This window comes from Flavobacterium oncorhynchi, assembly GCF_002217355.1.
GTDB lineage: Bacteria > Bacteroidota > Bacteroidia > Flavobacteriales > Flavobacteriaceae > Flavobacterium > Flavobacterium oncorhynchi.
On the sequence record NZ_MUHA01000006.1, the window covers coordinates 64,231 to 91,213 of the forward strand.

The 26,983-nt window shown below is 31.6% G+C and carries 27 protein-coding genes; 13 read left to right on the forward strand and 14 right to left on the reverse strand.

The genetic code is table 11. The annotated features are described in order from the left end of the window. Complete coding sequence (locus tag B0A75_RS04825) at positions 1 to 1,044, forward strand: AMP-binding protein (protein WP_089053162.1); 1,044 nt, start codon at positions 1 to 3, stop codon at positions 1,042 to 1,044. Positions 1,045 to 1,130: 86 nt separating this feature from the next. Here B0A75_RS04825 and B0A75_RS04830 read toward each other — a convergent pair whose 3' ends face one another. From B0A75_RS04830 to B0A75_RS04840, 3 genes are all read right to left on the reverse strand, one after another. Beyond that, entirely contained in the window at positions 1,131 to 2,345 is a 1,215-nt protein-coding gene (locus B0A75_RS04830) for an RsmB/NOP family class I SAM-dependent RNA methyltransferase (RefSeq protein ID WP_089053163.1), read from the reverse strand. A 137-nt stretch (positions 2,346 to 2,482) separates the two neighbouring features. Then, positions 2,483 to 4,462, reverse strand: a complete 1,980-nt coding sequence (locus tag B0A75_RS04835; RefSeq protein WP_089053164.1) for a KUP/HAK/KT family potassium transporter — start codon at positions 4,460 to 4,462, stop codon at positions 2,483 to 2,485. Between the two features lie 135 nt (positions 4,463 to 4,597). Then, positions 4,598 to 5,962, reverse strand: a complete 1,365-nt coding sequence (locus B0A75_RS04840; protein ID WP_089053165.1) for a hypothetical protein — start codon at positions 5,960 to 5,962, stop codon at positions 4,598 to 4,600. A gap of 237 nt (positions 5,963 to 6,199) precedes the next feature. On the opposite strand from B0A75_RS04840, the gene B0A75_RS04845 reads away from it, so the two are divergent. Continuing rightward, positions 6,200 to 7,261: a beta propeller repeat protein gene (locus tag B0A75_RS04845; RefSeq protein ID WP_089053166.1), complete on the forward strand. Its 1,062-nt coding sequence runs from the start codon at positions 6,200 to 6,202 to the stop codon at positions 7,259 to 7,261. A gap of 75 nt (positions 7,262 to 7,336) precedes the next feature. On the opposite strand, the gene B0A75_RS04850 is transcribed toward B0A75_RS04845, so the two are convergent. The 4 genes from B0A75_RS04850 to B0A75_RS04865 all read right to left on the reverse strand — a co-directional run bounded on the left by B0A75_RS04850 (position 7,337) and on the right by B0A75_RS04865 (position 10,081). Further along, positions 7,337 to 7,795, reverse strand: a complete 459-nt coding sequence (locus B0A75_RS04850; RefSeq protein WP_089053167.1) for a sensor of ECF-type sigma factor — start codon at positions 7,793 to 7,795, stop codon at positions 7,337 to 7,339. A gap of 19 nt (positions 7,796 to 7,814) precedes the next feature. After that, complete coding sequence (locus tag B0A75_RS04855) at positions 7,815 to 8,228, reverse strand: hypothetical protein (protein WP_089053168.1); 414 nt, start codon at positions 8,226 to 8,228, stop codon at positions 7,815 to 7,817. Between the two features lie 33 nt (positions 8,229 to 8,261). Next, positions 8,262 to 8,804, reverse strand: coding sequence for an RNA polymerase sigma factor (locus B0A75_RS04860; RefSeq protein ID WP_089053169.1), 543 nt, complete (start codon positions 8,802 to 8,804; stop codon positions 8,262 to 8,264). 74 nt (positions 8,805 to 8,878) lie between these two features. Beyond that, complete coding sequence (locus B0A75_RS04865) at positions 8,879 to 10,081, reverse strand: SRPBCC family protein (protein ID WP_089053170.1); 1,203 nt, start codon at positions 10,079 to 10,081, stop codon at positions 8,879 to 8,881. 431 nt (positions 10,082 to 10,512) lie between these two features. Here B0A75_RS04865 and B0A75_RS04875 point away from each other — a divergent pair, with 431 nt between their 5' ends. Then, positions 10,513 to 10,893 carry a pyrophosphohydrolase domain-containing protein gene (locus B0A75_RS04875; protein ID WP_089053172.1) on the forward strand — a complete coding sequence of 127 codons (381 nt, stop codon included), beginning with the start codon at positions 10,513 to 10,515 and terminating at the stop codon, positions 10,891 to 10,893. Positions 10,894 to 11,147: 254 nt separating this feature from the next. Here the strand turns inward: B0A75_RS04875 and B0A75_RS04880 are convergent, their stop codons facing one another. Then, positions 11,148 to 12,218 carry a branched-chain amino acid aminotransferase gene (locus B0A75_RS04880; protein ID WP_089053173.1) on the reverse strand — a complete coding sequence of 357 codons (1,071 nt, stop codon included), beginning with the start codon at positions 12,216 to 12,218 and terminating at the stop codon, positions 11,148 to 11,150. A gap of 310 nt (positions 12,219 to 12,528) precedes the next feature. Here B0A75_RS04880 and mnmD point away from each other — a divergent pair, with 310 nt between their 5' ends. Continuing rightward, positions 12,529 to 13,194: a tRNA (5-methylaminomethyl-2-thiouridine)(34)-methyltransferase MnmD gene (gene mnmD, locus B0A75_RS04885; RefSeq protein ID WP_089053174.1), complete on the forward strand. Its 666-nt coding sequence runs from the start codon at positions 12,529 to 12,531 to the stop codon at positions 13,192 to 13,194. A gap of 166 nt (positions 13,195 to 13,360) precedes the next feature. Further along, positions 13,361 to 13,558 (forward strand): hypothetical protein, encoded by a 198-nt coding sequence (locus B0A75_RS20680; protein ID WP_089053175.1) that lies wholly within the window; start codon positions 13,361 to 13,363, stop codon positions 13,556 to 13,558. Between the two features lie 35 nt (positions 13,559 to 13,593). On the opposite strand, the gene B0A75_RS04895 is transcribed toward B0A75_RS20680, so the two are convergent. Then, complete coding sequence (locus B0A75_RS04895) at positions 13,594 to 14,535, reverse strand: LysR substrate-binding domain-containing protein (protein ID WP_089053176.1); 942 nt, start codon at positions 14,533 to 14,535, stop codon at positions 13,594 to 13,596. Positions 14,536 to 14,644: 109 nt separating this feature from the next. Between B0A75_RS04895 and B0A75_RS04900 the strand changes: the two genes are divergently transcribed. The 4 genes from B0A75_RS04900 (at position 14,645) to can (ending at position 18,021) form a co-directional block, all read left to right on the forward strand. Continuing rightward, complete coding sequence (locus B0A75_RS04900) at positions 14,645 to 15,124, forward strand: Dps family protein (protein WP_089053277.1); 480 nt, start codon at positions 14,645 to 14,647, stop codon at positions 15,122 to 15,124. Positions 15,125 to 15,257: 133 nt separating this feature from the next. Then, positions 15,258 to 15,542: a hypothetical protein gene (locus B0A75_RS04905; RefSeq protein WP_089053177.1), complete on the forward strand. Its 285-nt coding sequence runs from the start codon at positions 15,258 to 15,260 to the stop codon at positions 15,540 to 15,542. Positions 15,543 to 15,624: 82 nt separating this feature from the next. Continuing rightward, entirely contained in the window at positions 15,625 to 17,262 is a 1,638-nt protein-coding gene (locus B0A75_RS04910; protein ID WP_089053178.1) for a SulP family inorganic anion transporter, read from the forward strand. A 123-nt stretch (positions 17,263 to 17,385) separates the two neighbouring features. After that, positions 17,386 to 18,021 carry a carbonate dehydratase gene (gene can / locus B0A75_RS04915; protein ID WP_089053179.1) on the forward strand — a complete coding sequence of 212 codons (636 nt, stop codon included), beginning with the start codon at positions 17,386 to 17,388 and terminating at the stop codon, positions 18,019 to 18,021. Positions 18,022 to 18,086: 65 nt separating this feature from the next. Here can and B0A75_RS04920 read toward each other — a convergent pair whose 3' ends face one another. The 4 genes from B0A75_RS04920 to B0A75_RS04935 all read right to left on the reverse strand — a co-directional run bounded on the left by B0A75_RS04920 (position 18,087) and on the right by B0A75_RS04935 (position 21,624). Beyond that, the gene (locus B0A75_RS04920; RefSeq protein WP_089053180.1) at positions 18,087 to 18,761 is read right to left on the reverse strand and encodes a hypothetical protein; all 675 of its coding nucleotides are present in this window, start codon (positions 18,759 to 18,761) and stop codon (positions 18,087 to 18,089) included. A 1-nt stretch (position 18,762) separates the two neighbouring features. Further along, positions 18,763 to 19,623 (reverse strand): hypothetical protein, encoded by an 861-nt coding sequence (locus B0A75_RS04925; RefSeq protein ID WP_089053181.1) that lies wholly within the window; start codon positions 19,621 to 19,623, stop codon positions 18,763 to 18,765. 162 nt (positions 19,624 to 19,785) lie between these two features. Beyond that, the gene (locus tag B0A75_RS04930) at positions 19,786 to 20,988 is read right to left on the reverse strand and encodes an LETM1-related biofilm-associated protein (protein WP_089053182.1); all 1,203 of its coding nucleotides are present in this window, start codon (positions 20,986 to 20,988) and stop codon (positions 19,786 to 19,788) included. A 108-nt stretch (positions 20,989 to 21,096) separates the two neighbouring features. Then, the gene (locus tag B0A75_RS04935) at positions 21,097 to 21,624 is read right to left on the reverse strand and encodes a superoxide dismutase family protein (protein WP_089053183.1); all 528 of its coding nucleotides are present in this window, start codon (positions 21,622 to 21,624) and stop codon (positions 21,097 to 21,099) included. A 213-nt stretch (positions 21,625 to 21,837) separates the two neighbouring features. Here B0A75_RS04935 and B0A75_RS04940 point away from each other — a divergent pair, with 213 nt between their 5' ends. The 4 genes from B0A75_RS04940 to B0A75_RS04955 all read left to right on the forward strand — a co-directional run bounded on the left by B0A75_RS04940 (position 21,838) and on the right by B0A75_RS04955 (position 24,387). Beyond that, complete coding sequence (locus B0A75_RS04940) at positions 21,838 to 22,275, forward strand: META domain-containing protein (RefSeq protein ID WP_089053184.1); 438 nt, start codon at positions 21,838 to 21,840, stop codon at positions 22,273 to 22,275. Positions 22,276 to 22,336: 61 nt separating this feature from the next. Then, the gene (locus tag B0A75_RS04945) at positions 22,337 to 22,855 is read left to right on the forward strand and encodes a DUF4251 domain-containing protein (RefSeq protein ID WP_089053278.1); all 519 of its coding nucleotides are present in this window, start codon (positions 22,337 to 22,339) and stop codon (positions 22,853 to 22,855) included. A 61-nt stretch (positions 22,856 to 22,916) separates the two neighbouring features. Beyond that, complete coding sequence (locus B0A75_RS04950) at positions 22,917 to 23,813, forward strand: transporter (RefSeq protein ID WP_244284346.1); 897 nt, start codon at positions 22,917 to 22,919, stop codon at positions 23,811 to 23,813. Positions 23,814 to 23,901: 88 nt separating this feature from the next. Next, on the forward strand, positions 23,902 to 24,387 hold the full coding sequence (locus tag B0A75_RS04955; protein ID WP_089053186.1) for a hypothetical protein: 486 nt from the start codon (positions 23,902 to 23,904) through the stop codon (positions 24,385 to 24,387). A gap of 56 nt (positions 24,388 to 24,443) precedes the next feature. Here B0A75_RS04955 and B0A75_RS04960 read toward each other — a convergent pair whose 3' ends face one another. Then, positions 24,444 to 26,957: a mechanosensitive ion channel family protein gene (locus B0A75_RS04960; RefSeq protein WP_089053187.1), complete on the reverse strand. Its 2,514-nt coding sequence runs from the start codon at positions 26,955 to 26,957 to the stop codon at positions 24,444 to 24,446. Positions 26,958 to 26,983 lie beyond the last annotated feature (26 nt).

A 26,983-nucleotide genomic window follows, 5' to 3' on the forward strand; every position in this document is an offset into this window, starting at 1 on the left:
ATGCAAAACTTAACACATAAAAATGTACACAATTATTTTAAATTAGACGGTTATCATTTGAATGCAGCCGATTTGTGTCAAATTGGATATAGTTTTATCAAAGAAGGCGATGCATATGAACGATCTATTGGTGAATTTTTTCTGGATTGGTTTGATCATAAGGATTATATCGAAATGACAACTTCTGGAACAACTGGTCTTCCTAAGTTGGTTAGACTTGAGAAACAAGCAATGATTCAATCGGCATTGGCAACAGGAGATTTCTTTGGTTTAAAACCGGGAGATAAAGCACTACTTTGTTTGCCGACTCAGTTTATTGCAGGAAAAATGATGCTGGTTCGAAGTTTAATATTGGGTTTAGAACTTGATGTTGTTGTGCCAAGTACAGAGCCTTTGGCTTATAATAACAAGCAATATGACTTTGTAGCAATGGTGCCATTACAGGTTCAAAATTCAATTGAAAAATTAAAAAACATCAAAAAGTTAATTATTGGAGGAGCAAAAATTGACAGTTCACTTGAAGAAAAATTATTGCCTTTAAAAACGAAGATTTATGAGACTTACGGTATGACAGAAACCATAACTCATATTGCAGCCAAAAGAGTAGGGGAAAGTGTTTTTTCAATTTTGCCAAATGTAAAGATTGAAAAAGATGATCGTGGTTGCTTGGTTATTTATGTGTCTTCAATTTCTGATGAACCTATTATTACTAATGATTTAGTAGATTTAGTAAATGAGAATCAGTTTAGTTTTTTAGGAAGATTTGATAATGTAATTAACAGCGGAGGAGTAAAGCTTATTCCTGAGCAAATAGAGGCGAAGTTAACTGGCAAAATTAACAGCCGTTTTTTTGTGACTGGTGTACCGGATACGACTTTAGGCGAAAAATTAATTTTAGTGATTGAAGGCGAAAAACAAGATTTTGCACCAGATTTTTTTGATGTTTTAGGGAAATTTGAAAAGCCAAAAGAAATTGTTTTTGTTCCGAAATTTAAAGAAAATGAAAACGGAAAACTACTGCGTAAACCGAGTTTACAATCTTAAAAAAGTTAAATAAAAAATCCCAAATTCCAAGTTTGAAAATTGGAATTTGGGATTTATCCCGATAGCTATCGGGAATGGAATTTATTTTAAGCTTTTCTTTCCAAAAGCGCCATGTAAAATCCGTCAAAACCAGATTCTGAAGCCAATAATTTACGATCTTCTACAAAAGTAAATTGCTGTCCGATTTCAGTTTTTAAGAACTTTTGTACTTGCTCTTGATTCTCAGATGGTAAAACAGAACAAGTTGCATAAACTAATTTTCCGCCTGGTTTTACAATTTTAGAATAGCTTTCTAAAACTTCACTCTGAACTTTACGAATATTGTCGATAAACTCAGGTTGTAATTTCCATTTAGAATCAGGGTTTCTTTTTAAAACTCCTAATCCGCTGCAAGGCGCATCAATTAATACACGATCTGCTTTTTCATGCAGTTTTTTGATCACTTTTGTAGAGTCAATGATACGGTATTCAATATTAAAAGCACCATTTCTTTTTGCTCTTAATTTTAATTGCTTTAGTTTGCTTTCATATAAGTCCATTGCAATTAGTTGTCCTTTGTTTTCCATTAAAGATGCAATGTGTAATGTTTTTCCACCTGCTCCAGCACAAGTGTCTACAACGCGCATTCCAGGTTTTACATCTAGAAAACCGGCAACCAATTGTGAGTTGGCATCCTGAACTTCAAAAAGCCCTTGTTTAAAAGCATCTGTCAAAAATACGTTTGCTCTTTCTTTTAAAACTAAAGCTTCTGGTTGGTCTTTTAAATACTCTGTTTCAATATTTAAATCCATCAGGGTATTTCTTAAGTTTTCTTTGGTACCTTTTAATGTATTGGTTCTCAGGATAACTTTAGCTGGTTGGTTTTGAGCTGTAATTTCTTTTGACCAAATTTTTTCGCCAAGTTCTTTTACGCCCAATTCGTCCATCCAGTCTGGAATAGATTCTTTTAAAGCTCTCACTTTCGAAAGCTCGTCAAAACGTCCTTTGATTTTTCTTTCAGGAGTTCCTTCTAATTGTCTCCAATCTGGGATTGGGTATCCTCTTAAAACAGCCCAAACAGCAAACATTCTCCATAGATTGTCTCTGTCATAAGGTTCTTTAACTTCTGCAATTTCTGCGTATAATCTTTTCCAACGAACAATTTCGTATATCGTTTCAGCAACAAACTTCCTGTCAGAACTTCCCCAACGTTTGTCTTTTTTTAATGCTCTGGCTACCACTTTGTCTGCATATTCTCCTTCGTTGAAAATTGCATTTAAAGAATCGATGGTAGTATAAACTAAATTTCTGTGTAATCTCATTTCTAATATTTGAGTTGCAAAGGTACTATTAATTGATTGAAAGTTAAATTTTTAATACTGAATCTTATTTCTGATTCTCATTAAAAGAAAAAACACTCTTAATTAGAGTGTTTTTTTTGAAATATTTTGGACGCTTTTTATTCTTTAGGAACAATACGTGTTAATCCAATGTTTTCTGGAGCATGAAGCACCATTGGGAATTTCTCTACTTTAACAGAACTGCTGTCTAAACCAAAAGCTCTTTCTTCAGACAAACTCAGTTTCTTGATAAAGAAATACGAGTTCATGATGATGTTTTCGTGCCATCTTAAATCGTTGTCATTTGATAAAAATTTCTCAGACAATACAAATTTAAAGTCTCCAATAATATTGTTTTTGTTCAATGATTCGTAACGACTTGTAATATCAACTTCACCACGTTTCACCATATCTCGAATTACTTCTCTAAACATTAAATTGATTTTTGTAGGTTCTCTAAATCCTAAATTAAAATCGATTCTGTAAATGTCGTCTTTAGCAATTTCTGTAACTTTATATTGTGTTTTATAAGGTTCAGTAAGAATGTTTACGTGAACAAACCAATAAATATCGGCTCTTTTTGGACGTTTTTGTAAGATCGAATAAATTACTTTTTCCTCTAATTCGTCAACGCGATTTGCATTAGTCATATAGACTAAGTGCGTAGCATATTTAGGAATAGAAAGGTCTTCGCTCAACTCCATTAATACCTTTTTGTAATCGTCAATTTTGACAACTTTTGTATAATTCTTGTTGATTTTTTTAGCAAGATACCAAATCGTCATTATTGAAATTAATATACTCGCAATGATTAAAGTTACATAACCTCCTTCGGCAAATTTTGTAATGTTTGCAATAAGGAAACTGAATTCTATTAATAAGTAAATAGTAATAAGAGGCACCATGAAATACAGTTTTACGCGTTTCATGATTAAGTAATAATTCAGTAAAATGGTCGTCATGATCATACATAAAATAATTGCAAGACCATAGGCATGCTCCATGTTTCCTGATTTTTCAAAGTGCAATACAATACCAACACAACCAAAAAACAATAACCAGTTTATTGACGGAATATACAATTGCCCTTTAACTTCAGTAGGATATTTGATTTTTACTTTTGGCCAAAAATTCAAACGCATTGCTTCATTAATCAAAGTAAATGAACCACTGATAAGTGCTTGAGAAGCAATAACTGCTGCTAAAGTGGCTACAACGATACCAAATGGTAAAAACCAATGCGGCATAATAAGGTAAAACGGATTTCCGTTTTCACCGCCTAATTGTTGTAAAGTACTTCCTTCATGATGAATAAGATAGGCAGCCTGACCAAAGTAATTTAATACTAAAGTCGTTTTTACAAACATCCAGCTTATTCTAATATTTTTTCGACCGCAATGTCCCATGTCTGAATACAAAGCTTCAGCTCCAGTAGTACATAAAAATACAAAGCCAAGAACAAAGAAACCATCAGGATGAACTGATAATAAATGATATGCGTAATATGGATTTATAGCTTTTATAACTTCAGGGAAGTGCATGATCTGAATAAATCCTAATGTTCCTAACATCGCAAACCAAATCAACATCATTGGAGCGAAAAACTTTCCAACTAGTTTAGTTCCAAATTGTTGTATGGTAAACAGAACAAAAAGAATTGCAATTACAATATAAACAATGGTTTGAGTTTCCATTGTTGGGTAGAATGCTCTAATTCCTTCAACCGCTGATGAAATTGAGATTGGCGGTGTAATAATACCATCTGCAAGCAGTGCGCTTCCTCCAATAATCGCGGGCACAATGAGCCATTGTATCTTGGTTTTTTTGACTAAAGCGTATAAGGCAAAAATCCCGCCTTCGCCGTGATTGTCGGCACTTAAAGTTATAAGCACATATTTTATAGTGGTTTGTAAAGTCAAAGTCCAAAACACACATGAAATACCGCCTAATACAATGTCGGCATTAATGGTATGGTCGCCAAGAATGGCTTTCATTACATACAATGGAGATGTACCAATATCTCCATAAATAATCCCTAATGTTATCAATAAACCCCCTATAGACAACTTACTATGTAAGTTTTTATGCGATGCGCTCATGTATATTTTTATAAAAGACGGTTGCAAATTTACTGTTTTAAAACAAATTAGCAGCTATTATAAGTAAAAAGATAAAAAAAAGCACAATCCCCAAATTGTGCTTTTAGTTTTAAATAAAAAATAGAAATATTTAAGTTATCCTCTTCGTCCGCCTTCTCTTGAACCGGAACCACTTTCTCTCTGCGGCTGGCTGCTTCTTGATTCCTGACTTCCTCTTGATGATTCAGAACGCTGTGCGCTTTGGGATCTTGAGTAAGAGGAGTTGTCAGAACTACCTCTGTTTTGAGAATAGCTTCTTGGTGATTCTGTTCTTTGTGCCGGTGCAGCTGATTGATTGACAGTTCTGTTTGTTGAACTTCTATCAGAAGAATAACCTCTTGATGATTCTGTTCTTTGTACAGGAACACTTCTTTCAGTGCTCATTCTATTATTTGAACTTGCTCTGTTTTCAGAATAACTTCTTGATGGCTGATTTGCTTGTTCAGAAACTCTGTTTGTTCTAGTTTCATAAGAAGTTCTTGGTGAAGAAACGTTCGAATTGTTTCTATTGTTCTCTGTTCTTACCGGATTTGATACAACTGTTGAATTTTCTCTGCTAGAATTTGTTGAACGATTCGTATTGTTATAATTTCTGTTAGATGTTGATCGGTTATCATTATAGCTTCTGTTGTTTCCAAAATCACTGTTAGAAGACACTCTGTTTGTGTTTGATCGATTTGAATTATAAGTGTTTTGAGATCTGTTTGATTCTCTGCTTGCAATTCGTCTTTGATCTAAATCGTATCTGTTTCCAGTATTAGCATGTCTTTGTTCAAAACTATAATTAGGTCTGATTTTTTCGTAACCATAAGTACGTCTTGACTCATAAAGTACAGGAGCTCTATAGCTTCTTCTATAGTTTACGTAGTTGTAGCGATTATTCACATTGATGCAAACGTTGATGTTATTTCTATATCTGTAAACAGGATACGGACTCCAAGCAGCATAATAAGTTGGATAATAATTCCAATACCATGATGAATAATAAGGTCTATAATTGGTAACCCAGAATGAAGAATAAATCACTGGAACGACATTGTAAACGGGCTCATAAATATAGTTTGTTCCATATAAATAAGAGTTTCCTACAATTTGAACACTTACTTTGTTGTAATTGTCTCTTTCTACATCAATAGTAGCTACGTCTTGATAAACGTCGCGATCTAATACAGCTTGAATAATTACAACGTGTGTTCTGTTTTCTACCGATTCGATAACACGCAAATAATCAACCTGATCATCGCCGTTTAAATCAAGGTTTGAAATTTGATATTTAGGATCATTTAAACGTCTTTCAAAGTCTTGAAGATTTGATGATTCTCCAAACATCGAGGCAACCGCTCTAAGATCTAAGTTATCACTAATGTCTGAGTTTTTTGCGTAAACAGTAGTTTGGCTTTGTGCTGAACAAGAACCTAAAACTAATGCTGCGAGCGCTATAAAAAGTAGTTTAGTTTTCATGATAAAATCTATTAAATATTAATATTGGGAGATATCCAATTACTGTGCCACAAATTTATTTATAGCTTAATGTGTTTTTAGATGACTGTTGTATAGTTGTTTATGTTTTATTTGGATAGAAAAGTAATTTTGTTTGATGGATATTAGAGGAGGGAAAAGTTGTTTTATAAAAAAGCGAAAACTTATTTGAAATGTTATAATAAATTGTATTTTAGCAACAGCCAAATCTTATTTTATATGAAAAAACTAGTTTTATTTTGCAGTATTTTTATTTTATTGATGTCATTTCAAACATTTAATTATAAAGCCAAAGTTAATTTCAGCAGCGGTTTTACATCAATGACAATAGATACTTTGTTTAAAGATAAAATTAGTATAAGAGCAATTTTAATCGATAAAAATAAAGTTTGGTATGGAGCTGATAATTCTCGTTTTGGCTATTATGATTTAGATAAAAAAGAGAAGTTTGAAGAGCATATTTATCGTGATACACTTAAGTTAGAATTTAGAAGCATTGCACAAACTTCAAAAAATGTGTTTCTATTAAGTGTTGCAAACCCAGCATTGCTCTATTCTGTTGATAAAAAAGACAAAAAAGTGAAACTGGTTTATAAAGAGATAAATCCGAAAGTTTTTTACGACAGTATGCAGTTTTGGAATGATAAAGAAGGTATTGCTATTGGAGATCCAACAGAAGATACTTTTTCTATAATTGTTACTCGTGATGGCGGAGAAACTTGGACTAAAATATTATCTGATAAATTGCCAACAAATGCAGTGGGAGAAGCCGCTTTTGCAGCAAGTAATACTAATATTGTTATAAAAGGGAATGATACTTGGCTGGTTTCAGGTGGAAAAAAAGCACGTGTTTTTTATTCAGCAGATAAGGCAAAAACATGGAAAGTTGTTGAAACTCCAATTGTGCAGGGAAAAGCGATGACAGGTATTTTTACTGCAGATTTTTATGATTCTAAACACGGTTTTATTGCAGGAGGTGATTATGAGATTCCGAGTAGAAAAGTAGATAACAAGGCCTTTACAAAAGATGGCGGAAAGACTTGGGAATTGATTGGGCAGAATATGGGATTTGGTTATGCATCATGTGTGCAATACGTTCCAGGAGGAAATGGAAAAGAGATTATTTGTGTAGGCTCTGAGGGAATTCAGTATTCTCAAAATGGAGGTGAAAACTGGACACAATTATCTACAGATACTAAATTTTTTACTGTTCGCTTTATCAATAGAAATACAGCAATAGCTGCAGGACATAATAAAGTAGTTCGACTTAATTTTAAGTAAAAAAAACAAGAACCCTAAATAATAAAGTAAGTATTATTATATAGGGTTCTTATCGCTGTTGTATTTTTAAGAAGCTTAATTTTTTCCTGCTTTGTCTCGGTATTGTTTTAATAATTTTCGATTAAAATCATCTTCAGATTTTTTAAGCTTTAATATTTTCTTTGCCGAAAGTATTTTTTTAAGATTTGCTGTGTATTTCTCGCGTAAAAGATACAGTTCTTTATCTGTAGATTCGATTTGAGATAATAATGCAGCTGCTTCTTTTTCTGAAAGAGAACTTAGATTATCGTCATCTAATTTACGCAGGTAAGTTTTCATTTTGTTATGACGCAGTTCATATTGTTTATCGTCATAAGTATTGTAAATTGGCCAAAATTTTTCAGCTTCAGTTGAAGTAAGTTCTAATTCAGTTGTTAAAAAAGAAACCTTATATGCTTTGATCTTTTCACGTTTATCATCTGCTTTGTCATTTTGAGCGTAAAATGAAAAGCTTACTAAAAACAGAAGGAATGTTAGTATATTTTTAGTTTTCATATTTTAATTTTTTTGTTTTTTATTCAGAAATTAAATTTTCAATATTTGGATTAGAAGATAAGATGTCTTCTAGAGTTTCTTGTTCCAGTGCAACATTTTTATTCAGCTTTTCAATGTCTTTAGTGTCTAATTCTCGAATTAAATCGTATTGATTTAAATTTGATTGGTAAGACAAGTAGGTTTCTAAAGTTGCTTCATCAAGTTCTTTTGATGTTGCATTATAATTGTTGATAATAGGAATCATTAATGCAATACCTACTAAAGCGGCAGCAATAAGGGTGATTGTTTTTTTGCGTTTGTATATCGGAATTATTTTAACTTCTTCTTCGTTTATCTGCTGTAAAACTTTTGCCGAGATTGTATCAAAATAATTTTCAGGAGTTTTAAATCCTGATGATATTTTCGGTTCGTTTTCTAGTTTAAATGCTTTCATAATAACAATAAGATAAGTTTTGCTGCAAAAGGTTTAATTTGATGTAACATATATTTCTATTTTTTTCACAGCATGATGATAAGATGCTTTTAGTGCGCCAACCGATGTTCCAAGAATTTCTGAAATTTCTTCGTACTTTAATTCTTCAAAATATTTCATTTTAAAAACCAACTGTTGTTTTTCAGGTAATGTAATTATTGCTCTTTGAAGTTTGATCTGAATTTCATCTCCATCAAAATAAACATCTGATTTTAAATTATCAATTGTTTTATTTTGCAGACTTTCAGAAGTAATACCATTTAGTTTTGCTTTCTGATTTAAAAAAGTCAAAGCTTCATTTGTGGCAATGCGATACATCCAGGAAAAAAGCCTGCTTTCTTCCTTGAAGTTTTTTAAGTATTGAAATACTTTAACGAAAGTGTTTTGTAAAACATCGTCGGCATCATCATGATTCAAAACAATATTTCGAATATGAGAATACAATGGTTTTTGATAATCAGATAGGAGTTTTTGAAACGCTGTATTTTGCGTTTTAGGATTTAATAATTGTTGTATAAATTCCTTCTCGTCTGTCAAACTTTTTGATTTATCAAACCTTTATATAGTGTTAGAATGAATTTTAAACAAAAGGTTTAATGACCTTCGAAAGTTTAAAATTCTGATTGCTCTTCTTCTTGAGTTTGTGTTGGTGGTGTTGCAGGTTTTGGAGTTGCCGGCTTTGGTGTAGCAGGTTTCGTTACGGCAGGTTTTGCTGTTTCGGGCCTTACAGTGTCGACACCTTCTTCTGGTTCAGATGAATAAACTGGTGAGTTGACTGGCGCTGCAGGCACGATTTTAGGAATAATAGGGAAGTAGATTTCCGTTAGTAATTTAGATGGGCTTTTTACATCTAATTTACTGATCGATAAAACTTCAAGATGCGACCAGCTTAATTCTGGTTTTATCTTTTGATTGTTAATATATGCTGTTGTTTTTGAAATAGCTTCGTTAGTATGTGAATAATCACCTTTTAAAGTTGTTTTCACCGCATCAAAACCATTTAATTTTCCTGATGAAATATCACTTCCAGAACTAATTGATATTTCTTTGTTTATAGGAAGACATATTGAAATTTTTGCTAATCCTGACGCAGTATCATAGGTATGATAAATGATAAATGGTTTTCCAGTTGTACTTAGACCATTGGTTTCGCTAAAGTGAATAAGTTTTGGAATAACAATTCTGGCATTTTTATTTACTTTCTGAATTTCACTGGTAAAAGTCTGTTTGATATATGGAGTTTCAGTTTTCTTTACAACCCCATTTACTTCTACAGCATAAGTTTTTGTTTCGTAATCTAAATTTTTGTCAATATTTGCGAGGCTTTTTTCGTAAATAGTTCCAATAACCTTGTCAGAACCGCCATTTAGCGCTGTGTATATTTTAAACAAAAAGCTCATGGTTCCTTTTGCTTTCCAAGTAACTTTTGTTTTACCTGCCAAAGTATCCTTAAAAGTCCAAGTTACGTCAGCTTCTGTGCCGTCGTATTTCATTTTTTGTTCAATGCTTTCACCTTCTTTTGTTTTTAGGGTAATTGCATTTCCATTGCCTTCATCACCTGACCAATAAAATGATGCTCCATTTCCGCTGGTTTTGTTCGGAAAAGTCATTTTTATTGATGGATCTTCTGTAGACCAAGATTCAAAATCTTCATAGTTTCTAAAATCATTTACATAATTATAGACTGTAGCTTTTGGCGAATTGATGACTTTGCTTCTTTCAACAGAAAAAATCCCTTTTTGGGTAGCAACAAAAACGGTTAGAGCGACTAAACTTAATAATAGTAAAAGAAATAAATATTTTAGAATCTTCATTGATGCAGGTTTTGCGTAAAGTTATAAATTTTATTGCGAGTCCAAACTAATAACAAAAATAAAAGTTGGATTCAATTTTGTTTCCAATTACTGGATTTTATAAAATAACGATTTGGGAAAGGTTAAATTGTGCTTTTCTTGAAAGTTTAAGTTTTGGGCTTATCTTTTTAGAAAGACTTTAATTACGAATAAAATCGCAATAAAAAGAAGAAATGCAATAAGGACTTTGTAATTTCCTTTGTAAAAAACTTTGTGCAGCGCTAGATCTTTACGGTAAGCAAAAATCATTATGATTACAAATGCGATAAAAAAACAGAGTCCGAAAATTAATTGTCCTTGACTAAACATACTTTAAAAATTATTTTTGACAAATTTAGAGAATTGTATACGATTTGTTGCTAATTTGCCATTTCATTTAATCAAATAAAAACATGAAGAAACAACTGGATGCAGTTACAGAATTTCATACTGCTTTTAAAATAGGTCACAGTCATACTCCAATTGCTGATTTAGGAGAAACTAAAAAACTGCTTCGTTATAATTTAATGAAAGAAGAAAATGAAGAATATCTTGAAGCGGTTCAAAATAATGATTTAGTTGAAATTGCTGATGCACTTGGTGATATGATGTATATTTTATGCGGTACAATTATCGAACATGGTCTGCAGGATAAAATTGAAGCTGTTTTTGATGAAATTCAGCGTAGTAATATGAGTAAACTTGGCGAAGACGGAAAGCCTATTTATCGTGAAGATGGAAAAGTGATGAAAGGGCCAAATTATTTTAAGCCTGATTTTTCGAAGTTGTTATAAAGAAGATTAAACGCAAAGGACGCTAAGTTTTTTTTCTGCTGTTCGTGTAAAAACGTAAAGTTCGCAAAGCTCTGCGTTATTTTTGTCATTTCGACGAAGGAGAAATCTTCGCTAGAAGCTCTACAAAGATTGGTCTTTCGTTGCGGAGTTACTTGTGGAGATTTCTCCTTCGTCGAAATGACAAGATTGTGAAAAAAAACGAACCCGACAGATTTTTAAAATCTGTCGGGTTTTTATATTTAAATATCTTTGAATTATTGAACTTTAACTGTCCATCCATAAGTATCTTCAGAAAGTTTATTTTGAAGACTTGTTAGTTTTTCTTTCAAGAATGAAGCGTATGAATTCTCTACTGGAGTCATTTCATAATATTCACCTTTATATGAGAATCCTTTAATTACACTGATTACTGCAGCAGTACCAGCTCCAAAAATTTCTTTTAAAGATCCGTTTTTAGCAGCTTCAACTAGTTCAGAAACAATTACTGGACGAACTTCAACATTTAAGCCTTCTTTTTCAGCCATTGCAATTAAACTTTTTCTGGTAATACCATCCAAAATTCTTTCGCTTGTTGGAGCTGTCAATAGAGTATCGTTAATTCTGAAGAAAACGTTCATTGTTCCAGCTTCTTCTAATTTTGTATGCGTGGCATCGTCAGTCCAAATAACTTGTTGAAAACCATCTTTGTTTGCTAAGTTAGTTGGGTAAAACTGAGCAGCGTAGTTTCCTGCTGCTTTTGCAGCACCAATTCCACCATTTGCAGCTCTACTGTAATGTTCAGCAATAATTACTTTTACTTCACCTCCATAGTAAGATTTTGCAGGAGAAAGTAAAATCATAAATTTATATTCGTCAGATGGATTTGCGATTACTCCAGGTCCTGTCGCAATCATAAAAGGACGAATGTACATACTTGCACCATTTCCTCTTTGAATCCATTCTTGGTCGATTTTTAATAATTCATTCAAACCTTCCATAAATACATCTTCTGGAACTTCCGGCATCGCCATACGAACAGCAGAATTGTTGAAACGCTTGTAATTTTCATCAGGTCTAAACAACCAAACATCATTATTCTCATCTTTGTAAGCTTTCATTCCTTCAAAAATAGCTTGTCCATAATGAAAGACTTTAGAAGATGGATCCATTAAAATAGGCGCATATGGCTTAATGACCGGAGTCTGCCATTGTCCGTCTTTATAATCACATTCTAATAAATGGTCTGTAAATACAGCACCAAAGCTTAAGTTTTCAAAGTCTACAGAGCTTATCTTAGACGATTCAGCTTTTCTGATTTCAATTTTGCTTGTTTGAGTTGTACTCATAATTATGTAAAGTTTTTATCTAATTTGTATTCTTTCAAATGAAAATCTAACGTAATGATCTGATGAAGAATAGGTTTTGTTGAATGCAAAATTACGGAAAAATATATAATTTGTTTAGTAAAACTGCATTAATTCCTGTATTTGACTGAGATTTGTTTATCTTATAATAAACCTAAAATTTTAGCGAAGTTTTATAAAGATTTTATGAAAAAAGTGTCGTTTTTTAAGGCTTTACGCATTTGTTTTGACTAAATTTGACTGAGAAAATGGACTATAAATCAATGTAAATTCATTGTAAAATTTGAAAATAGTGAAAAGAGAAATAATTAAAACGCTAGATGGTTCAACAACAATTCATTTGGAAGAATGGAACGAAAGTTACCATTCCAAACATGGTGCTATTCAAGAAGCAAAACATGTATTTATAAAAAATGGGTTGTCATTATTTGAAAGTAATCCGGTTTCTATTCTTGAAATTGGTTTTGGTACTGGTTTAAATGCGTTTATTACTTTTTTAGAATCAGAACAAAAGCAGAAGCACATTAATTATGTTGGAGTAGAAGCATATCCGATTGCTGCAAGTGAAGTTTTGGGAATGAATTATGTTGAAGAATTAGAAGCAGAAAATTTTTCGGAAGTATTTAAAAAAATGCATGAAAGCGAGTGGAATCAAGAAGTGAAAATTAACTCAAGATTTTCATTAACTAAAAGAAAACAATTTTTTGATGAAATTGATGATTTAGAAATTTTTGATTTGATTTACTTTGATGCTTTCGGATATCGAGTACAGCCGGAGCTTTGGAGTACAGCCATTTTTCAGAAAATGTACAATAGTTTAAAGCCAAACGGCGTTCTTGTTACGTATGCTGCTCGAGGAGTTGTTAAAAGAAGTATGATTGAGGTTGGTTTTACTGTTGAAAAATTAACAGGGCCTCCTGGGAAAAGAGAAATGTTTAGAGCTTTTAAAAAGGTTTAAATGAGTTGTTTAGAACGATTCTAGATTGATTTATATGTAGTAAGAAAACGTATTCGCTGCTAAAGTTTTTAAAAAAATAAGTTAAAAATTGTCTTTATGAATGATATTTGCTTAAATTTGGCTCGAGTTTAAAATAATAGATAATCCCCGAAAATCTTGTTTTATTATGTCAAAAATAATGTTTGATTACACGAAATCAATACTTGAAAGAGTAAGTTTCGATCCGATACTTTTTTGTAAAGAACTAGAAAAAGCTATCAAAACACTGTTGCCATACGAAATGGAACAATTGCAAGAATGGTTATTAAATTTTATAATTGAAAAACCAGAACTTAAACAAAGTCTACTACTAATTAAAGTATAAAAGAAAAGGAGCCGAAATTGGCTCCTTTTTTATTTTTATTTCTTTTGCAGCGGACTGATGATTTGCACGTTTTGAAAAACAATGGCTCCTTTTACGACGCCGGCAATTGTTGATCTAAGTGCATCAATAATTTGCATTTTTAATTCGCTCTTCGGGTAAATTAAACTTACTTCGCGAGCAGGTTTTGGTTCCTTAAAATTTCGCAGTTTCAGTTTATCGGATTCTTTTAAGTCTAAAGTGTGCAAATACGGAAGTAATGTTGTGCCCAAACCTTCGTCGGCTAGTTTTATCAAAGTTTCAAAACTTCCACTTTGAATTTGAAAATTATTTTGGTCAGCATCAGCACTATGTTTGCATAAATTTAAAATTCCATCTCTAAAACAATGCCCGTCTTGTAAAAGTAAAATTTCATTGATGTTTAAATCAGCAACTTCGATTTCTTCTTTTTGAAAACTGCTGTGATGTTCTGGAATATAGGCTACAAATGGCTCAAAGTATAAAACGATCTCTTTTATTTTTTCATCTTCAAGCGGAGTTGCTGCAATAGCTGCATCCAAATGACCGTTTTTTAATTTTACAATAATTTCATCCGTATTAAGCTCTTCAATTAAAAGTTTAACCTTTGGATATTTCTTAATGAAATTATTTAAAAACATAGGTAAAAGAGTCGGCATAATGGTTGGGATAATTCCTAGTCGAAATTCTCCGCCAATAAAACCTTTTTGCTGCTCAACAATATCTTTAATTCGGTCAGCTTCGTTTACAATATTTTTTGCTTGGTTTACAATCTTTTGCCCAATATCCGTAAGCTGAATAGGTTTTTTACTTCGGTCGAATATTAAAATATTTAGTTCTTCTTCAATTTTTTGGATCTGCATACTTAAAGTAGGCTGAGTCACAAAGCATTTTTCAGCAGCAAGCGTAAAATTTTTATGCTCTGCAACGGCTAATACATATTGTAATTGAGTTATCGTCATTTTAATAGAATTTTTTGATGCAAAAATAACTAAATATAATTTTTTTTTATGTTTTTTTTAAAGAAGTTAGCTTAAATTTGTAGTAAACTCATTATAAAAAATGAAAATTATGAAAACAAATATTTTAGGACTTCCAGTAAAAGAATCAGAGTTATTAGTAAAAGAATTAAATGTTCTATTGTCAAATTTTCAAGTTTATTATCAAAATCTAAGAGGAATTCATTGGAATATTAGAGGGAAACGTTTTTTTGATCTGCATGTTAAGTTCGAAGAATTGTATACAGATTCACAATTAAAAATTGATATGATTGCCGAAAGAGTTTTGACAATTGGAGGAACACCTTTACATACATTTGAGGATTATATTAAAAATAATAAATTAACTGTTGGAAAAAATATATCAAATGACGAGAAAGCGGTTCATTTAATTGTGAGCTCTTTATCGGATTTGCTAAAAATTGAGCGGGAAATATTGAATAAATCTGCAGAAATTAACGATGAAGGTACGAATTCGATGATGAGTGATTTTATTGCAGAGCAGGAAAAAACGATCTGGATGATGAACGCTTGGCTTGACGAGGAGTTATAATAACTTGTTTGTTAATAAATTAAGAGGCAGAATGAGTAGGTTACCCATTCTGCCTTTTTTATGAATGTTAAATTTCTATGAAAATTTTGGTTTGATGCTTTGATTTTGTTTGTATAACGTTATTTTTGCTGGAATGAAATTAGTTGCTCGCATATTATTATTCATATTTATTGCTTTCTTATCTACCCCTACAATTATTACGGTGATGAAGAAAAGCACAGATACGTCTATATTTTTCAGTTTTTCTGAAGAAGAGCATTCTCATAAAGAACTTAAGGCTGCTGTATATCCAGCAATACTTCAACATGAAGTTGTTATGCCTGTCTATATCGAAAAAAAGACGATTGCGTCTGAAAATATTGTAAAACTAGACAATATTTCTCCGAGCATTTTTGCTCCACCTCCCAACTTGGCATAATACTTCCGATTTATTTTGAACTAACTGTATTTTTGATTAAATGCGGTAAAACTTTGATGAATAATTTATTTAGTATTGTATTATGACAAAAAAAATTAATCTTTTTGCCAACCTTAAGTCTGACTTTGCTTCAGGTTTAGTGGTTTTCTTGGTCGCTCTTCCGTTGTGTTTAGGTATTGCAATGGCTTCTGGAGCGCCTTTATTTTCTGGAATTATTGCAGGTGTTATTGGTGGTATAGTAGTTGGTTATTTGAGCCAATCGCATATCAGCGTTTCAGGACCAGCTGCCGGACTAACAGCTATTATTTTAACTGCGATTACTGATTTAGGTGCTTTTGATGTGTTTTTGATGTCTGTTTTTATTGCAGGACTAATTCAATTAGCATTAGGGTTTTTAAAAGCCGGAAGTATCTCCAATTATTTTCCAACAAATGTTATCGAAGGAATGTTGGCAGGTATTGGAATTATCATTATTTTAAAACAATTACCTCACGCATTTGGTTACGATGCAGATTTTGAAGGCGATCAGGCTTTCATTCAAAATGACGGAAGTAATTCATTTTCATTTCTGTTTGATGTAGTTAATCACATTCATTTAGGAGCTGTGGTAATTTCGCTTGTTTCTCTTGCTATTTTAATTTCTTGGGATAAAGTTCCTTTTTTAAAGAAATTAAAATTAGTTCCAGGTGCGCTTGTTGCTGTTGTTCTAGGAGTAGTTTTAAACGAATTTTTTGTTTCTTCAGGAAGCTCATTGGCGATTGCAAAAGAACATTTGGTTTCATTGCCAGTTCCAAAATCTTTTGACGAATTTAAATCTATTTTAATTACACCAAATTTTGCTGCGGTTACAAATCCTCAGGTTTGGGTAGTTGGTATTACAATTGCCATTGTAGCTTCTATTGAGACACTTTTGTGTATTGAAGCTGCAGACAGAATGGATGTTCAAAAACGTTATACGAATACAAATGTTGAGCTTAGAGCACAAGGTATTGGTAATATTGTGAGTTCACTTTTAGGAGGTTTACCAATGACTTCTGTAGTAGTGAGATCTTCTGCAAACAATAATGCAGGAGCAAAATCAAAAATGTCGGCTATTATTCACGGTGTATTATTATTGATAAGTGTTTTATCGATTCCTACTATTTTGAATAAAATTCCATTGGCAACATTAGCTACCGTTTTAATTTTGGTAGGATATAAATTAGCTAAACCAGCTACATTCAAACATTTCTGGGAAAAAGGAAAATATCAGTTCATACCTTTTGTTGCAACCTTAGTATTTGTTGTAGCAACAGATTTACTTAAAGGTGTAGCGTTAGGAATTATTATCAGTGTTATTTTCGTATTAAGAGGAAACTTAAAAAGAGCATACAGCTTTAAGAAAGAAGAATACGAAGACGGAGATATTATTCATATCGATTTAGCGCAAGAAGTTTCTTTCTTGAACAAAGCTGCGATTAAATTGACTTTGAGTGAGATTCCTGAAAACTCTAAAGTAGTTATTAGTGCAGAAGATACAGAGTATATTGCGCATGATGTTTTAGATTTAATTCGTGAGTTTAAAGAAACGCGCGCTATTGACGAAAACATCGAAGTGAAGCTGAAAGGATTTAAAGAAGCTTACGAACTTGAAAACACACCAGAGAATAATAATCATGTCTCTATAGAACATTATTATGATGTTGCTAAAAGAGAAATGGTACAGAAAGAAAAAGTTTAAACAAATTATATTAATTAAAGGTATTTCTTCATGGTGAGAAGTATTAGAAAATTAGATAACTTTACCGTAAGTTATTTTTTATATGTTTAAGCATGTTGAAGTACCAATCAAAAAATCAAAAAAATGAAAGAGTTTTATAAGCAGTTACTAGAGAACAATAAGCAATGGGTTGAGAAATCATTAGCATTAGATCCTAATTTTTTTGCTGATTTAGCAAAAGGGCAGACTCCGCCTTTATTATGGATTGGGTGTTCTGACAGTCGCGTTCCTGCAAACGAAATTATTGGAGCAAAAGCTGGTGAAGTTTTTGTACACAGAAACATTGCAAACATGGTTGTTCACTCAGATATGAATATGTTGAGTGTTTTGGATTATGCCGTTAATGTTTTAAAAGTAAAACACGTTATTGTTTGCGGACATTACGGTTGTGGCGGCGTAAAAGCGGCTATGGGTCAGCAATCTGTTGGAATTATCGATAACTGGATTCGTCATATTAAAGATGAGTATCGTTTACACGATAAATATTTAAACTCAATTCAAGATGAAACAGAGCGTTTTAATGCTTTTGTTGAAATCAATGCTAAAGAGCAGGTTTATAACTTGGCAAAAACTTCGATTGTACAAGGTGCATGGAAAAGCGGTCAAGATTTAATGCTTCACGGATGGGTTTACGGATTAAATTCAGGTTTTGTAACCGATTTAAATGTAAATATTAGTTCAAACGAAGAGCTTGATGAAGTTTATCAGCTTGATCTTTAATAGTTAAATAAAAATTGTTATGAAAAAATCGCCTCAAAAGGGCGATTTTTTTTATTCGTTTTCATTTAATCAAAGTAATACATTTCAAATACATCACCAGAATACCAGTACTCGCGAATATCATAGTAGGTCGAATTATTTAAATAATTTGTAAAAAAACGATAACAATTATCTGTCTCAGAATAATAAATTATGCTTTTGTGATTATCAATCATATATATTGTGGGGTAATTTTGTGTGCTGCTCTGTTCGTATAGTGGTTTTATTGAAATCTTAATATTATGATAGTATTTGAGTATTTTTTCTTTACTTGTTAAATCAGGAATGTTTTTATTTTGATTGTTAAAAAAGATTACATTAATTTCTTTATAAAATAATGAATCATTTCTAAAAAGATAAGTGATAATTGTATTATCTAATTCTTTTTTAAGATAATCAATGTTTTTTTTCTTTTTAATTGAATCTTCATGGTCAAAATTCCATAGTTGCGTTGGACATAATTTCCCTTCTTTATTTACTTCTGGTTTTACATTAGAATACATATCATATTTTGCAATAGATTTAATTGTGTCATCAACTTGATCTTCATCATCTAGTATTGCGGTATATGAATAGTGGTAAAAACCATTCTTTTTCAAATCTTGTTGTGTTATAGGTTTGGTTAAAAAGTGATTAATTGTATCTTTCTTTTTGCAAGATATAAATGTTAACGTAAGGAATAATAGGGCTATATTTCTCATATCATGTTATTGCTAATCCAGATTCTTGTAATTCTTTCAATATATCCCTCACTTTGTTAATTGGCTTGCCTTCTGATCTCTGGGGAGAAACATAACCATTTGTATTGTTTCTTTTGTAATGTTGATAGAAGGTTTGCTCGTCAAGATAAACAGGTCCGTTAACAGGATAAGTATATTCTGCAAGACTAAATCGTGGCTCAGCACTTAAGGCAAATCCTAAAATTTTTATTGATGTGTCTGCGATTACAGATGCTTTTCCTGGTAAAAAACCAACAGCAGCTGTTGTGATTCCTAATAGGCTTAGCTTTTTATTTAAATCATCTCTGTTTTCAGAAACTTTTAAATAGGTATAATTTATATAAGTTCTGCGGTTGCAAATGGAAGCTTGTTTAATGTACTCGTGGAATTTTTTTAGTAAATATATTTTCCCATTCCTGAAAGTAATCTGCTTGTTCTTTATTACCAGATTATGAAGTTCCTTTTTGTCAACACATTGTTCTAGCTCTTTTTGTATTTTGGAAGAAGGGTCTAAAATGTGCTCTCCATTTACATACTTTAATTTGAATGTTGTGTTGACTTTTTCTCCTTTTATTATTCGTCCTTTATTATCCATATAGATGGTTAAGGCGCTCAAATAACAATTTCTTGGGGTTGTTGAAACATCGCCTCTTTCAACAGGATCAGTGTAACATTTATTCAGTTCTAAAGATGTCAAAGCGGTAATACAATGAAATAAGCCATTTATTTTCATTGATATACTTTGTGTATAGTAAGATCTATATAAATCTCTATATTGATATTCTTCCCAAGGTTCAGGTACAATATCTGGTTCGTAATTGCCAAGACTAATTGATGGTCCCATCTTTATAATTTTACTGTTTTAGTAAAAATATTTTATCTAAATGAGACTAGAGGCCAGTAAAAGGTGAAAAAGTAGTAAAATAAGGTATTTTTTTAAATCCGAAAGTCTTTTATGTATTAAAAATATTACATAAAAAAACACCCTTTGCAAGGGCAATTTTTTTTATTCGTTTTCGTCTAGATTTTCATTAAAAGCAGACGGTAATAATGTTGGGATAAACTTGATTAGAATAGGCAGCAATAAACTTCCGCCGGGAAGTAAAAAGATAGTAAGCGACGGAATGGTTTTGCAAATATCTAAAAGCTGTTTTTTTACTTTCTTCTTTTCCTTGGCATCCAAATCTCGCGTAGTAGAATATGCCAATAAAACCATTAATTCTTTACTCTGGATAATTTCCTTAACCAATCTGTTTTTGTTTCTTACAATCAATTTTACAACGCTGTGTGTCATTTGATCGTAAAAATGTTTGACAGGATTGGAGTAGTTAAAATAGGGGATTTTCTTTTTATGAGTGGTAATAAAAGCATTTGTTGTAGCAATACTATTTGAAACAAAATCATCAGAAACTCCCATCATTGATCCTAATGAATACAAAAAGTAGGCTTCTTCATTTTCTACAACACCATCGCTCCATAAAGCCATTCCAGCCATATCGATTAGGTAATATTGTTCTAATTTGTTGCCGAAATAGTCCAGTTGTAAAGTCTCTAAAGTTTCAACAGTAACTTTCGAGAATTTAGAATAACGAATAGATGCTTCAAAAAGTTTAATTAACAAATCATCATGCTGAGATTTGATGGTTTTGGTTTTTAATGCCAGCGCAACAATTCCAAGAACAGTTTCTTCGATCCGTTTTAAATATTTTTCAGGTATTTCGCCATGCACTAAATATTGTCTAAATGCCAAAACATCAATAAACAAAAGGGCATTGGTTACCAGATGCGAAAAGTTCTTGCTGATAATACTATCGTTTGTTTGTACTCTTTGATCTATTATATTTTCTAAAGATAAAGAAGGAGTGTCTTTTGGCAGTAAAATTTTAAACAAATTGAAACCTTCAGGATTCATTTGTTTGTAGAATTTTAAAACTTCGGTAATAAAATGAAGAGGTTCAAAATCTCTTTTTTCTAAACAAAAAACATTGTAAAGTGTATTTAGTAAAGCGACTTTAGAAATTTCGGTTTTAAACCAGCCTTTTATCGGAATTGGAATTCGAGAATCGATAGCAATAATATGTCCATATATAAAACCAGTTTCTCTAACTTTATAGTAGAACGAATCTGTAGTCTCAAAAGGGATTGCTTCTGAAAACTTTTGTTCGCTAAAATACTTGTCTATCCAGCCTGGTGCAGATGGGTTAATCATTGACTTCAATTTATAGCTGCAAAGCTATATCTTTTTCTTGTTTTAGTGTGAATATAAAATAAAATAACCACTAGATTTTTGTGAAAAAATAGTGGTTATAGGTTTTATTTATTTGATAATTCCTGCACAAGCAACTCTTCCGCCGGCATTTCCAGTTGGTTGAGTAGTAAAGTCGTCAGTACCTTGATGAACAATTAAACCTTTTCCTAGAATATTTTTTGTCTCATCTTCGCAGCCAATGCACCATTCATCAGTTGTCATTGTAATAGTTCCATTTCCTTTTTCATCAGCGGTGAAATTTCCAATATCACCTTTGTGATATTCTCCAACGCCCCATTTTCCATGCTTTTTAAAGGTTGGATTCCAGTGTCCGCCTGCAGAACTTCCATCAGCCGAAGTACAATCTGCTTTTTCGTGAATGTGTATAGCGTGAACACCCGGTGTTAATCCAGATATTTTTGCTGTAAAAGTGACCTTACCGTTTTTCTCTGTAAAAGTTGTCGTTCCTGCTACCTTGCTGTTGCTTTTTGGTTCTAAAGCAACCGTCAGAGTTTTGGCATCACTTGATTTTGTATTTGTTTTACAACCAATGACTAAAGCTGTAATTATAGCGAAAGACGCGATTATTTTTTTCATATTTATGGGCATTTAAATTAAATATTAAGTAAATTTAACATAAAATAACGACAAAGCGAGGTTGTAAAAGTTAAATAAAAGTCAAACTACTCCTTGTAATTTATTGAAAGCACCAATACGAAACGAATTATAATATGTAAATTAGTAGTGATTTTGAGCCTTGTTTTTTTTAAAAAATAGGCTCAATTTGTTTAAATTTAATACTTTAATTTTATGATGAAAAGAATTTCGATCTTAGCCTTTCTTAGTATAATGCTGCTTTCTTGTAGTGTTTCTAAAGACAAAAAAGGTGATGCAACGGCTAAACTTGATGGAAGTTGGGAACTTAATTTTATTACGGGCCCAAGAATTGCCTTTGAAGGATTATATCCAAATAAGAAACCAATAATAAATTTTAATACAAAAGACAGTCAGGTTTCGGGTAATAATAGTTGTAATTCCTATACAGGAAAACTTGTTTTAGATGGTAATAAAACAGATTTTACACAACCTATGGCAGTTACCAAAATGATGTGCCTTAACGGACAGGGAGAAAGTGTGTATATGAATACACTTCAAAAAATAACGTCATATGATATTACAGATGATGGAAAAACACTTCTATTTATTTCTGGTGATATTGTCATGATGAGATTCACGAAAAAACAGTAAGGTTACTTACTGTTTTTTTTTGATTACGATTTAATGTTAAACAATATAAATGCTGTTTAAAATGAAAACTAAATTATCTATTTTATTAGTATTGCTGGTCTTTGTGAATTTTTCTGTCTCAGCACAGCAAAAATCTAAGAAAGAACTAAAGGCCGAGAGAGAACTGCAAAAACAGAAAGAAATTGAGGCTTTGATCGAGGCTAAAGATTTTGTTTTTGAAGCGCAAAAAGCTACTCCTACAGGAGGCAGGATTATTGATTTAGATTATAAAACTTATTTTTTAAATTTTAATACTGTAAAAACAACTTGTGATTTACCCTTTTTTGGACGTGGATTTAATGTTGGATATGGAACTGACGGCGGAATTAAATTTGAAGGAGTGCCTTATAATTTAAAGATTGAAAAGAATAAAAAAAACTATATTGTGAAAGCGACAGTTAAAGGGAAAAATGATGTTTTTGATTTGGTATTTACCATCTTTTTTAATGGAAGCAGTTCTCTTTCTATTAACAGTAACAATAGATCTTCTATTTTTTATGATGGTATAGTAAGCGCGCCTAAGAAGGCTGTGGATAAGTAGTAAAGAGTTGTTATTAATGATGCCCTGAATTATTTTTATGCTAAAAAAATCGTCTTGTTTTTTGTCTGCAAAGTGTTTGTTTGCATTATTATTTTTCTTTGGGGTATTATATTCCTATAGTCAAGATTTAGAACCAAGAGTTTACGCTAATGTTGCTAAAGATTTGAATGTTGCAGCAATTGGTTATGTTTTTATGAATGGTAATGTGCTCACAGATCCTTCGCTGCCAATTACAGATTTTACGCTTCACAGCCACAATTTAGCAGTAAATTATATTCGAACTTTTGCAGTTTCTGATAAATTGGCTCGTGTGCAAGTTGTGTTACCTTATACATTCATGGATGGTTCGCAAACACGCACAAATGGTGATGTTTTAACAGGATCACGAACTGGATTTGCAGATATGAAAGTTCGGTTAGGAATTAATTTACTCGGTTCGCCTGCACTCGATAAGACAGAATTTAGAAATTTTGAGCAAAAAACGATTTTAGGGGTAAGTTTAGTAACTTCAATACCAACGGGCAGATATTATAATGATAAACAAGTTAATATAGGAACAAACCGTTGGGGATTTAAACCTGAAATAGGAGTTTCAAAACGTTTTGCACATGTATATGCTGAAGCCTATGGCGGTGTTTGGTTTTATACTAATAATAATGATTTTCTTGGAAAAAAATTAGAGCAAAAGCCAACTTACAGTTTACAGGCACATGCCAGTTATTATTTTCAGAATAAAATGTGGGTGGGATTTAATACAAACTGGTTTTTTGGCGGGAAAACAATTACAGATGGTGTTTCTGATGACAGCCAAATTGATAATTGGCGGGTAGGAGCAACATTTTCAACTCCTGTAGCAAAAGGGCAGTCTATAAAATTTCAGTATCATGTTGGAGCATATACTAATAACGGACTTAATTATTATGCTTTATCAGCGGCTTATCAATATTCATTTTTTTAGACAGAAAAAAAAATGTACGATTAATGTGTTAAAAATCAGTATATTTGAGTATGCATAATCCACTAAGAACAAATTTAAAATCAAAATTATGAAAAAATTAAGTCTTATTTTTATTTTGGCTGCGGCCACGTTTTCTTCTTATGCTCAATCTTCTTTCAAAGAAGACTTAGATGTTGTACAAAGTGTTTATGGAAAATCGAAAAGTGATCTTGTAAAAGAATACATGAATTTATCTGATACTCAATCTGCAGCATTTACAAAAGTTTATGACAGCTATGAAGCGCAGCGTAAAGCTCTTGGTCAAACAAAATTTCAATTGCTTAATGATTATGCGGCCAATTACGCAACATTAACAGATGAAAAAGCAGATCAATTGGCAAAAGCAGCTTTGAAAAATGAAATTGATTACGAAAAGTTATTTTCAAAAACGTATGGTCAGGCAAAAAAAGCTGTTGGATCTATAAATGCGGCAAAATTTATACAGTTAGAAGTTTATCTTCAAACAACAATTCGTAACGAAATACAAAATTCAATTCCGTTTATTGGAGAATTAGACAAAGCAAAATTGAATTAAGAGATTTATATTCACATAAAAAAGGCAGTTATTGTAATAACTGCCTTTTTTTATGCTCAATTTTCGTTTTCGTCTTTCTTTTTATTTTGATCCTGTTTAATATAAATATCTTGCTGTGGAAAAGGAATCTCGATATTATTTGCTCTAAAAACTTTATCAATTTCAATAATTAAATCACTTTTTACATCACTTGCAAAATTTATATTTCCAACCCAATATTTAATAACAATGTCAATAGAACTGCTGTTGAAAGTAGTTATCCAAATAATTGGTTCTGGATATTGAAGTACTAAAGTGTGGTTTCTTAATATTTCATTCAACAAGGATTTTACATTTTCCAAATTAGTTCCGTAAGCCACTCCAATAGAAATGTCTGTTCGTTTTTTATTGTTTGAAAGTGTCCAATTCGTTAAATGCTGGCTCAACAAATCTCCATTTGGTATTATAACATCGGCGCCGTCAAAAGTTCCCACAACACTGCTTCGTATACCGATAGATTTCATTTTTACCATTTGACCGCCTATTTCGATTGTATCATTTATATTAACAGGTTTTTCAAAAGCAATTATTAAACCGCTGACAATATTATTTACTAATGTTTGAAGTCCAAATCCGATACCAACACCTAAAGCACTAATAATAATCGTTAAACGGTCAACAGGAATACCAGATGATATAAAAGCAAGACTTATTCCGATACTAAATATGGCAATTTGTATGAAAAGCATCCAGCTGCCAAATTTATTTTTTTTAACGCCTGAAGATGAATTAATAGAGGTACTGGTTAAAAATGCAACAATTTTAGCAATGACTACAGAAGCAATAATGATAAAAAAGAAAACCAAAATACTTTGATATGAATAATTGAAGTCACCAATATTTCGAGGTTCTGTAAAAAAGCCAATAATTGGATCGAGAATGGCTTGAAAAAGGTATGAATTCTTGCCGATAGACACCAGCCATCCAAGAACAAATAAAGTGTTAATTTTAGGATCGGTACTGATTTTTTCTAATTCGTTGCTGTTTAATAATTTCTCTTCGTTTGATTCTCTCAAATAATTGGAATAGTTTATAATGTCAGCAAGTAAACGATATGTTGTGGTGAATAAATAATACATTAAAACCGTTATAATACCGTTTATGGCTAGAAGCTTTCCTAAATTATAGTTTTTACCAATTAGGATGAATAATATAGAAGTGATTTCAAAAGTTATTAAAACATATAAACTGTATTTAAAAAAGGGATTTAAAATCTCTTTATTCTTTTTTAGATTATAAATTGTAAATGCAATTGATGAAAAAGCTATTATTAAAATTAAAATAACCTCTTTTACAGAATGTGTTAGAATATTATTGTCATACAATCCTAGAAGAATAATAATGACATAAGCTTTCCATACAAACTTTTCTTTTGGAGTAAAATATTCTTTATTTACTATGGTTAAAGCAATTATCGATACCAGCCAAATGAGCGCTGTAAAGGCAAAAGGAGGGTAGGTGAAGAAAAAATTGAACAAAGTAAACGAAACTAATACAGCACAAGAAACCGGGTGCCTGAATATTTGTTTGGAAAGTTTTGTGGTATTGTAAACGCCCTCTTTTTTATATTTCTTTTTAAGAAACAACAGATAAATGACTAAAACTACTGCAAGCAGAAGCATTAAAACAATCGTTTTAAAATGATTTGAGATAAAGAATATTAATATGATCGATTCCTTGGTAAGGGAGTAAAAAAAAGATTCATAAAATGACATTTCATTTGAGTTGGTACTAAAAATGGTTCCGTCAGAGTCTAATAGATTTTGAAATTCATTTTTTCTAATATTATCGGTTTCGATGATGTCGTTTTGAAGATCATACTTAAAATGTCTCGCAGTTATTTGCAGCTTGCTGATACTGTCAAGTGCATCTTTAAATCGCTTATTAAGCGAGTTGACATTAGAGTACATTTGAGAATAACGATCATAATATAGAATCTTTCGCAATGAATCTTTTGGAAGTATAAACAGTGATTTTTGAATCGTTAAAGAGTCAATTTTTCCTTGTATTTTACTTAACTCAATACTGTTGTTTTTGATCTTTGAAAGCTGAATTTCTAGACGCGTCTGCAATTCATTAAGCATAATCGATGTAACGGTTATGTTTCTAAGCGTTTGAAAATCATTTCGATTTTTGATTATACCATCTATAGCTGTTTTTTTTAGTTTAATTGCATAATCTAGTTCTGTGGTGAAAGCTTTGTAATCAATACCCGTTTTTAAAATGACATTGGCATCCTGAATGTTTTTAGAAATAGCATCAAATAATAAATTATGATTTTTGGTTATTTTATTTTCAATATAAAGCTGCCTGCTTTTCTCTTCATCTAATTTGAGTAAACTTTCAATTTTAGTGTTTTTAGGAATCTCATTTTTTAGTTTTAGACTATCTTCTAAAATTGAATTTTGAGCATAAGAAGTATAAACTGGACTTGCCGTTAAAAGTATAATTGCAAGTACTTTTAAAACAGTAAAGTTAATTATGATGTTTTTATAAAAAATAGTATTGCGAATTATAGTCGAAAATATCATAATACTTTGCTTTTGGGAGTTACCCC

Coding starts and splice junctions, on each gene's coding strand:
- B0A75_RS04855 (WP_089053168.1), bottom strand. CDS start 8,228: ATGAAAGCATTTAAACTAGAAAACGAACCGAAAATATCATCAGGATTT.
- B0A75_RS04905 (WP_089053177.1), top strand. CDS start 15,258: ATGAAATTAGTTGCTCGCATATTATTATTCATATTTATTGCTTTCTTA.
- B0A75_RS04825 (WP_089053162.1), top strand. CDS start 1: ATGCAAAACTTAACACATAAAAATGTACACAATTATTTTAAATTAGAC.
- B0A75_RS04850 (WP_089053167.1), bottom strand. CDS start 7,795: ATGAAAACTAAAAATATACTAACATTCCTTCTGTTTTTAGTAAGCTTT.
- B0A75_RS04930 (WP_089053182.1), bottom strand. CDS start 20,988: ATGATTAACCCATCTGCACCAGGCTGGATAGACAAGTATTTTAGCGAA.
- B0A75_RS04895 (WP_089053176.1), bottom strand. CDS start 14,535: ATGACGATAACTCAATTACAATATGTATTAGCCGTTGCAGAGCATAAA.
- B0A75_RS04920 (WP_089053180.1), bottom strand. CDS start 18,761: ATGAGAAATATAGCCCTATTATTCCTTACGTTAACATTTATATCTTGC.
- B0A75_RS04865 (WP_089053170.1), bottom strand. CDS start 10,081: ATGAAGATTCTAAAATATTTATTTCTTTTACTATTATTAAGTTTAGTC.
- B0A75_RS04940 (WP_089053184.1), top strand. CDS start 21,838: ATGATGAAAAGAATTTCGATCTTAGCCTTTCTTAGTATAATGCTGCTT.
- B0A75_RS20680 (WP_089053175.1), top strand. CDS start 13,361: ATGTCAAAAATAATGTTTGATTACACGAAATCAATACTTGAAAGAGTA.
- B0A75_RS04875 (WP_089053172.1), top strand. CDS start 10,513: ATGAAGAAACAACTGGATGCAGTTACAGAATTTCATACTGCTTTTAAA.
- B0A75_RS04840 (WP_089053165.1), bottom strand. CDS start 5,962: ATGAAAACTAAACTACTTTTTATAGCGCTCGCAGCATTAGTTTTAGGT.
- B0A75_RS04900 (WP_089053277.1), top strand. CDS start 14,645: ATGAAAACAAATATTTTAGGACTTCCAGTAAAAGAATCAGAGTTATTA.
- B0A75_RS04835 (WP_089053164.1), bottom strand. CDS start 4,462: ATGAGCGCATCGCATAAAAACTTACATAGTAAGTTGTCTATAGGGGGT.
- B0A75_RS04955 (WP_089053186.1), top strand. CDS start 23,902: ATGAAAAAATTAAGTCTTATTTTTATTTTGGCTGCGGCCACGTTTTCT.
- can (WP_089053179.1), top strand. CDS start 17,386: ATGAAAGAGTTTTATAAGCAGTTACTAGAGAACAATAAGCAATGGGTT.
- B0A75_RS04960 (WP_089053187.1), bottom strand. CDS start 26,957: ATGATATTTTCGACTATAATTCGCAATACTATTTTTTATAAAAACATC.
- B0A75_RS04830 (WP_089053163.1), bottom strand. CDS start 2,345: ATGAGATTACACAGAAATTTAGTTTATACTACCATCGATTCTTTAAAT.
- B0A75_RS04880 (WP_089053173.1), bottom strand. CDS start 12,218: ATGAGTACAACTCAAACAAGCAAAATTGAAATCAGAAAAGCTGAATCG.
- B0A75_RS04845 (WP_089053166.1), top strand. CDS start 6,200: ATGAAAAAACTAGTTTTATTTTGCAGTATTTTTATTTTATTGATGTCA.
- B0A75_RS04925 (WP_089053181.1), bottom strand. CDS start 19,623: ATGGGACCATCAATTAGTCTTGGCAATTACGAACCAGATATTGTACCT.
- B0A75_RS04910 (WP_089053178.1), top strand. CDS start 15,625: ATGACAAAAAAAATTAATCTTTTTGCCAACCTTAAGTCTGACTTTGCT.
- B0A75_RS04935 (WP_089053183.1), bottom strand. CDS start 21,624: ATGAAAAAAATAATCGCGTCTTTCGCTATAATTACAGCTTTAGTCATT.
- B0A75_RS04945 (WP_089053278.1), top strand. CDS start 22,337: ATGAAAACTAAATTATCTATTTTATTAGTATTGCTGGTCTTTGTGAAT.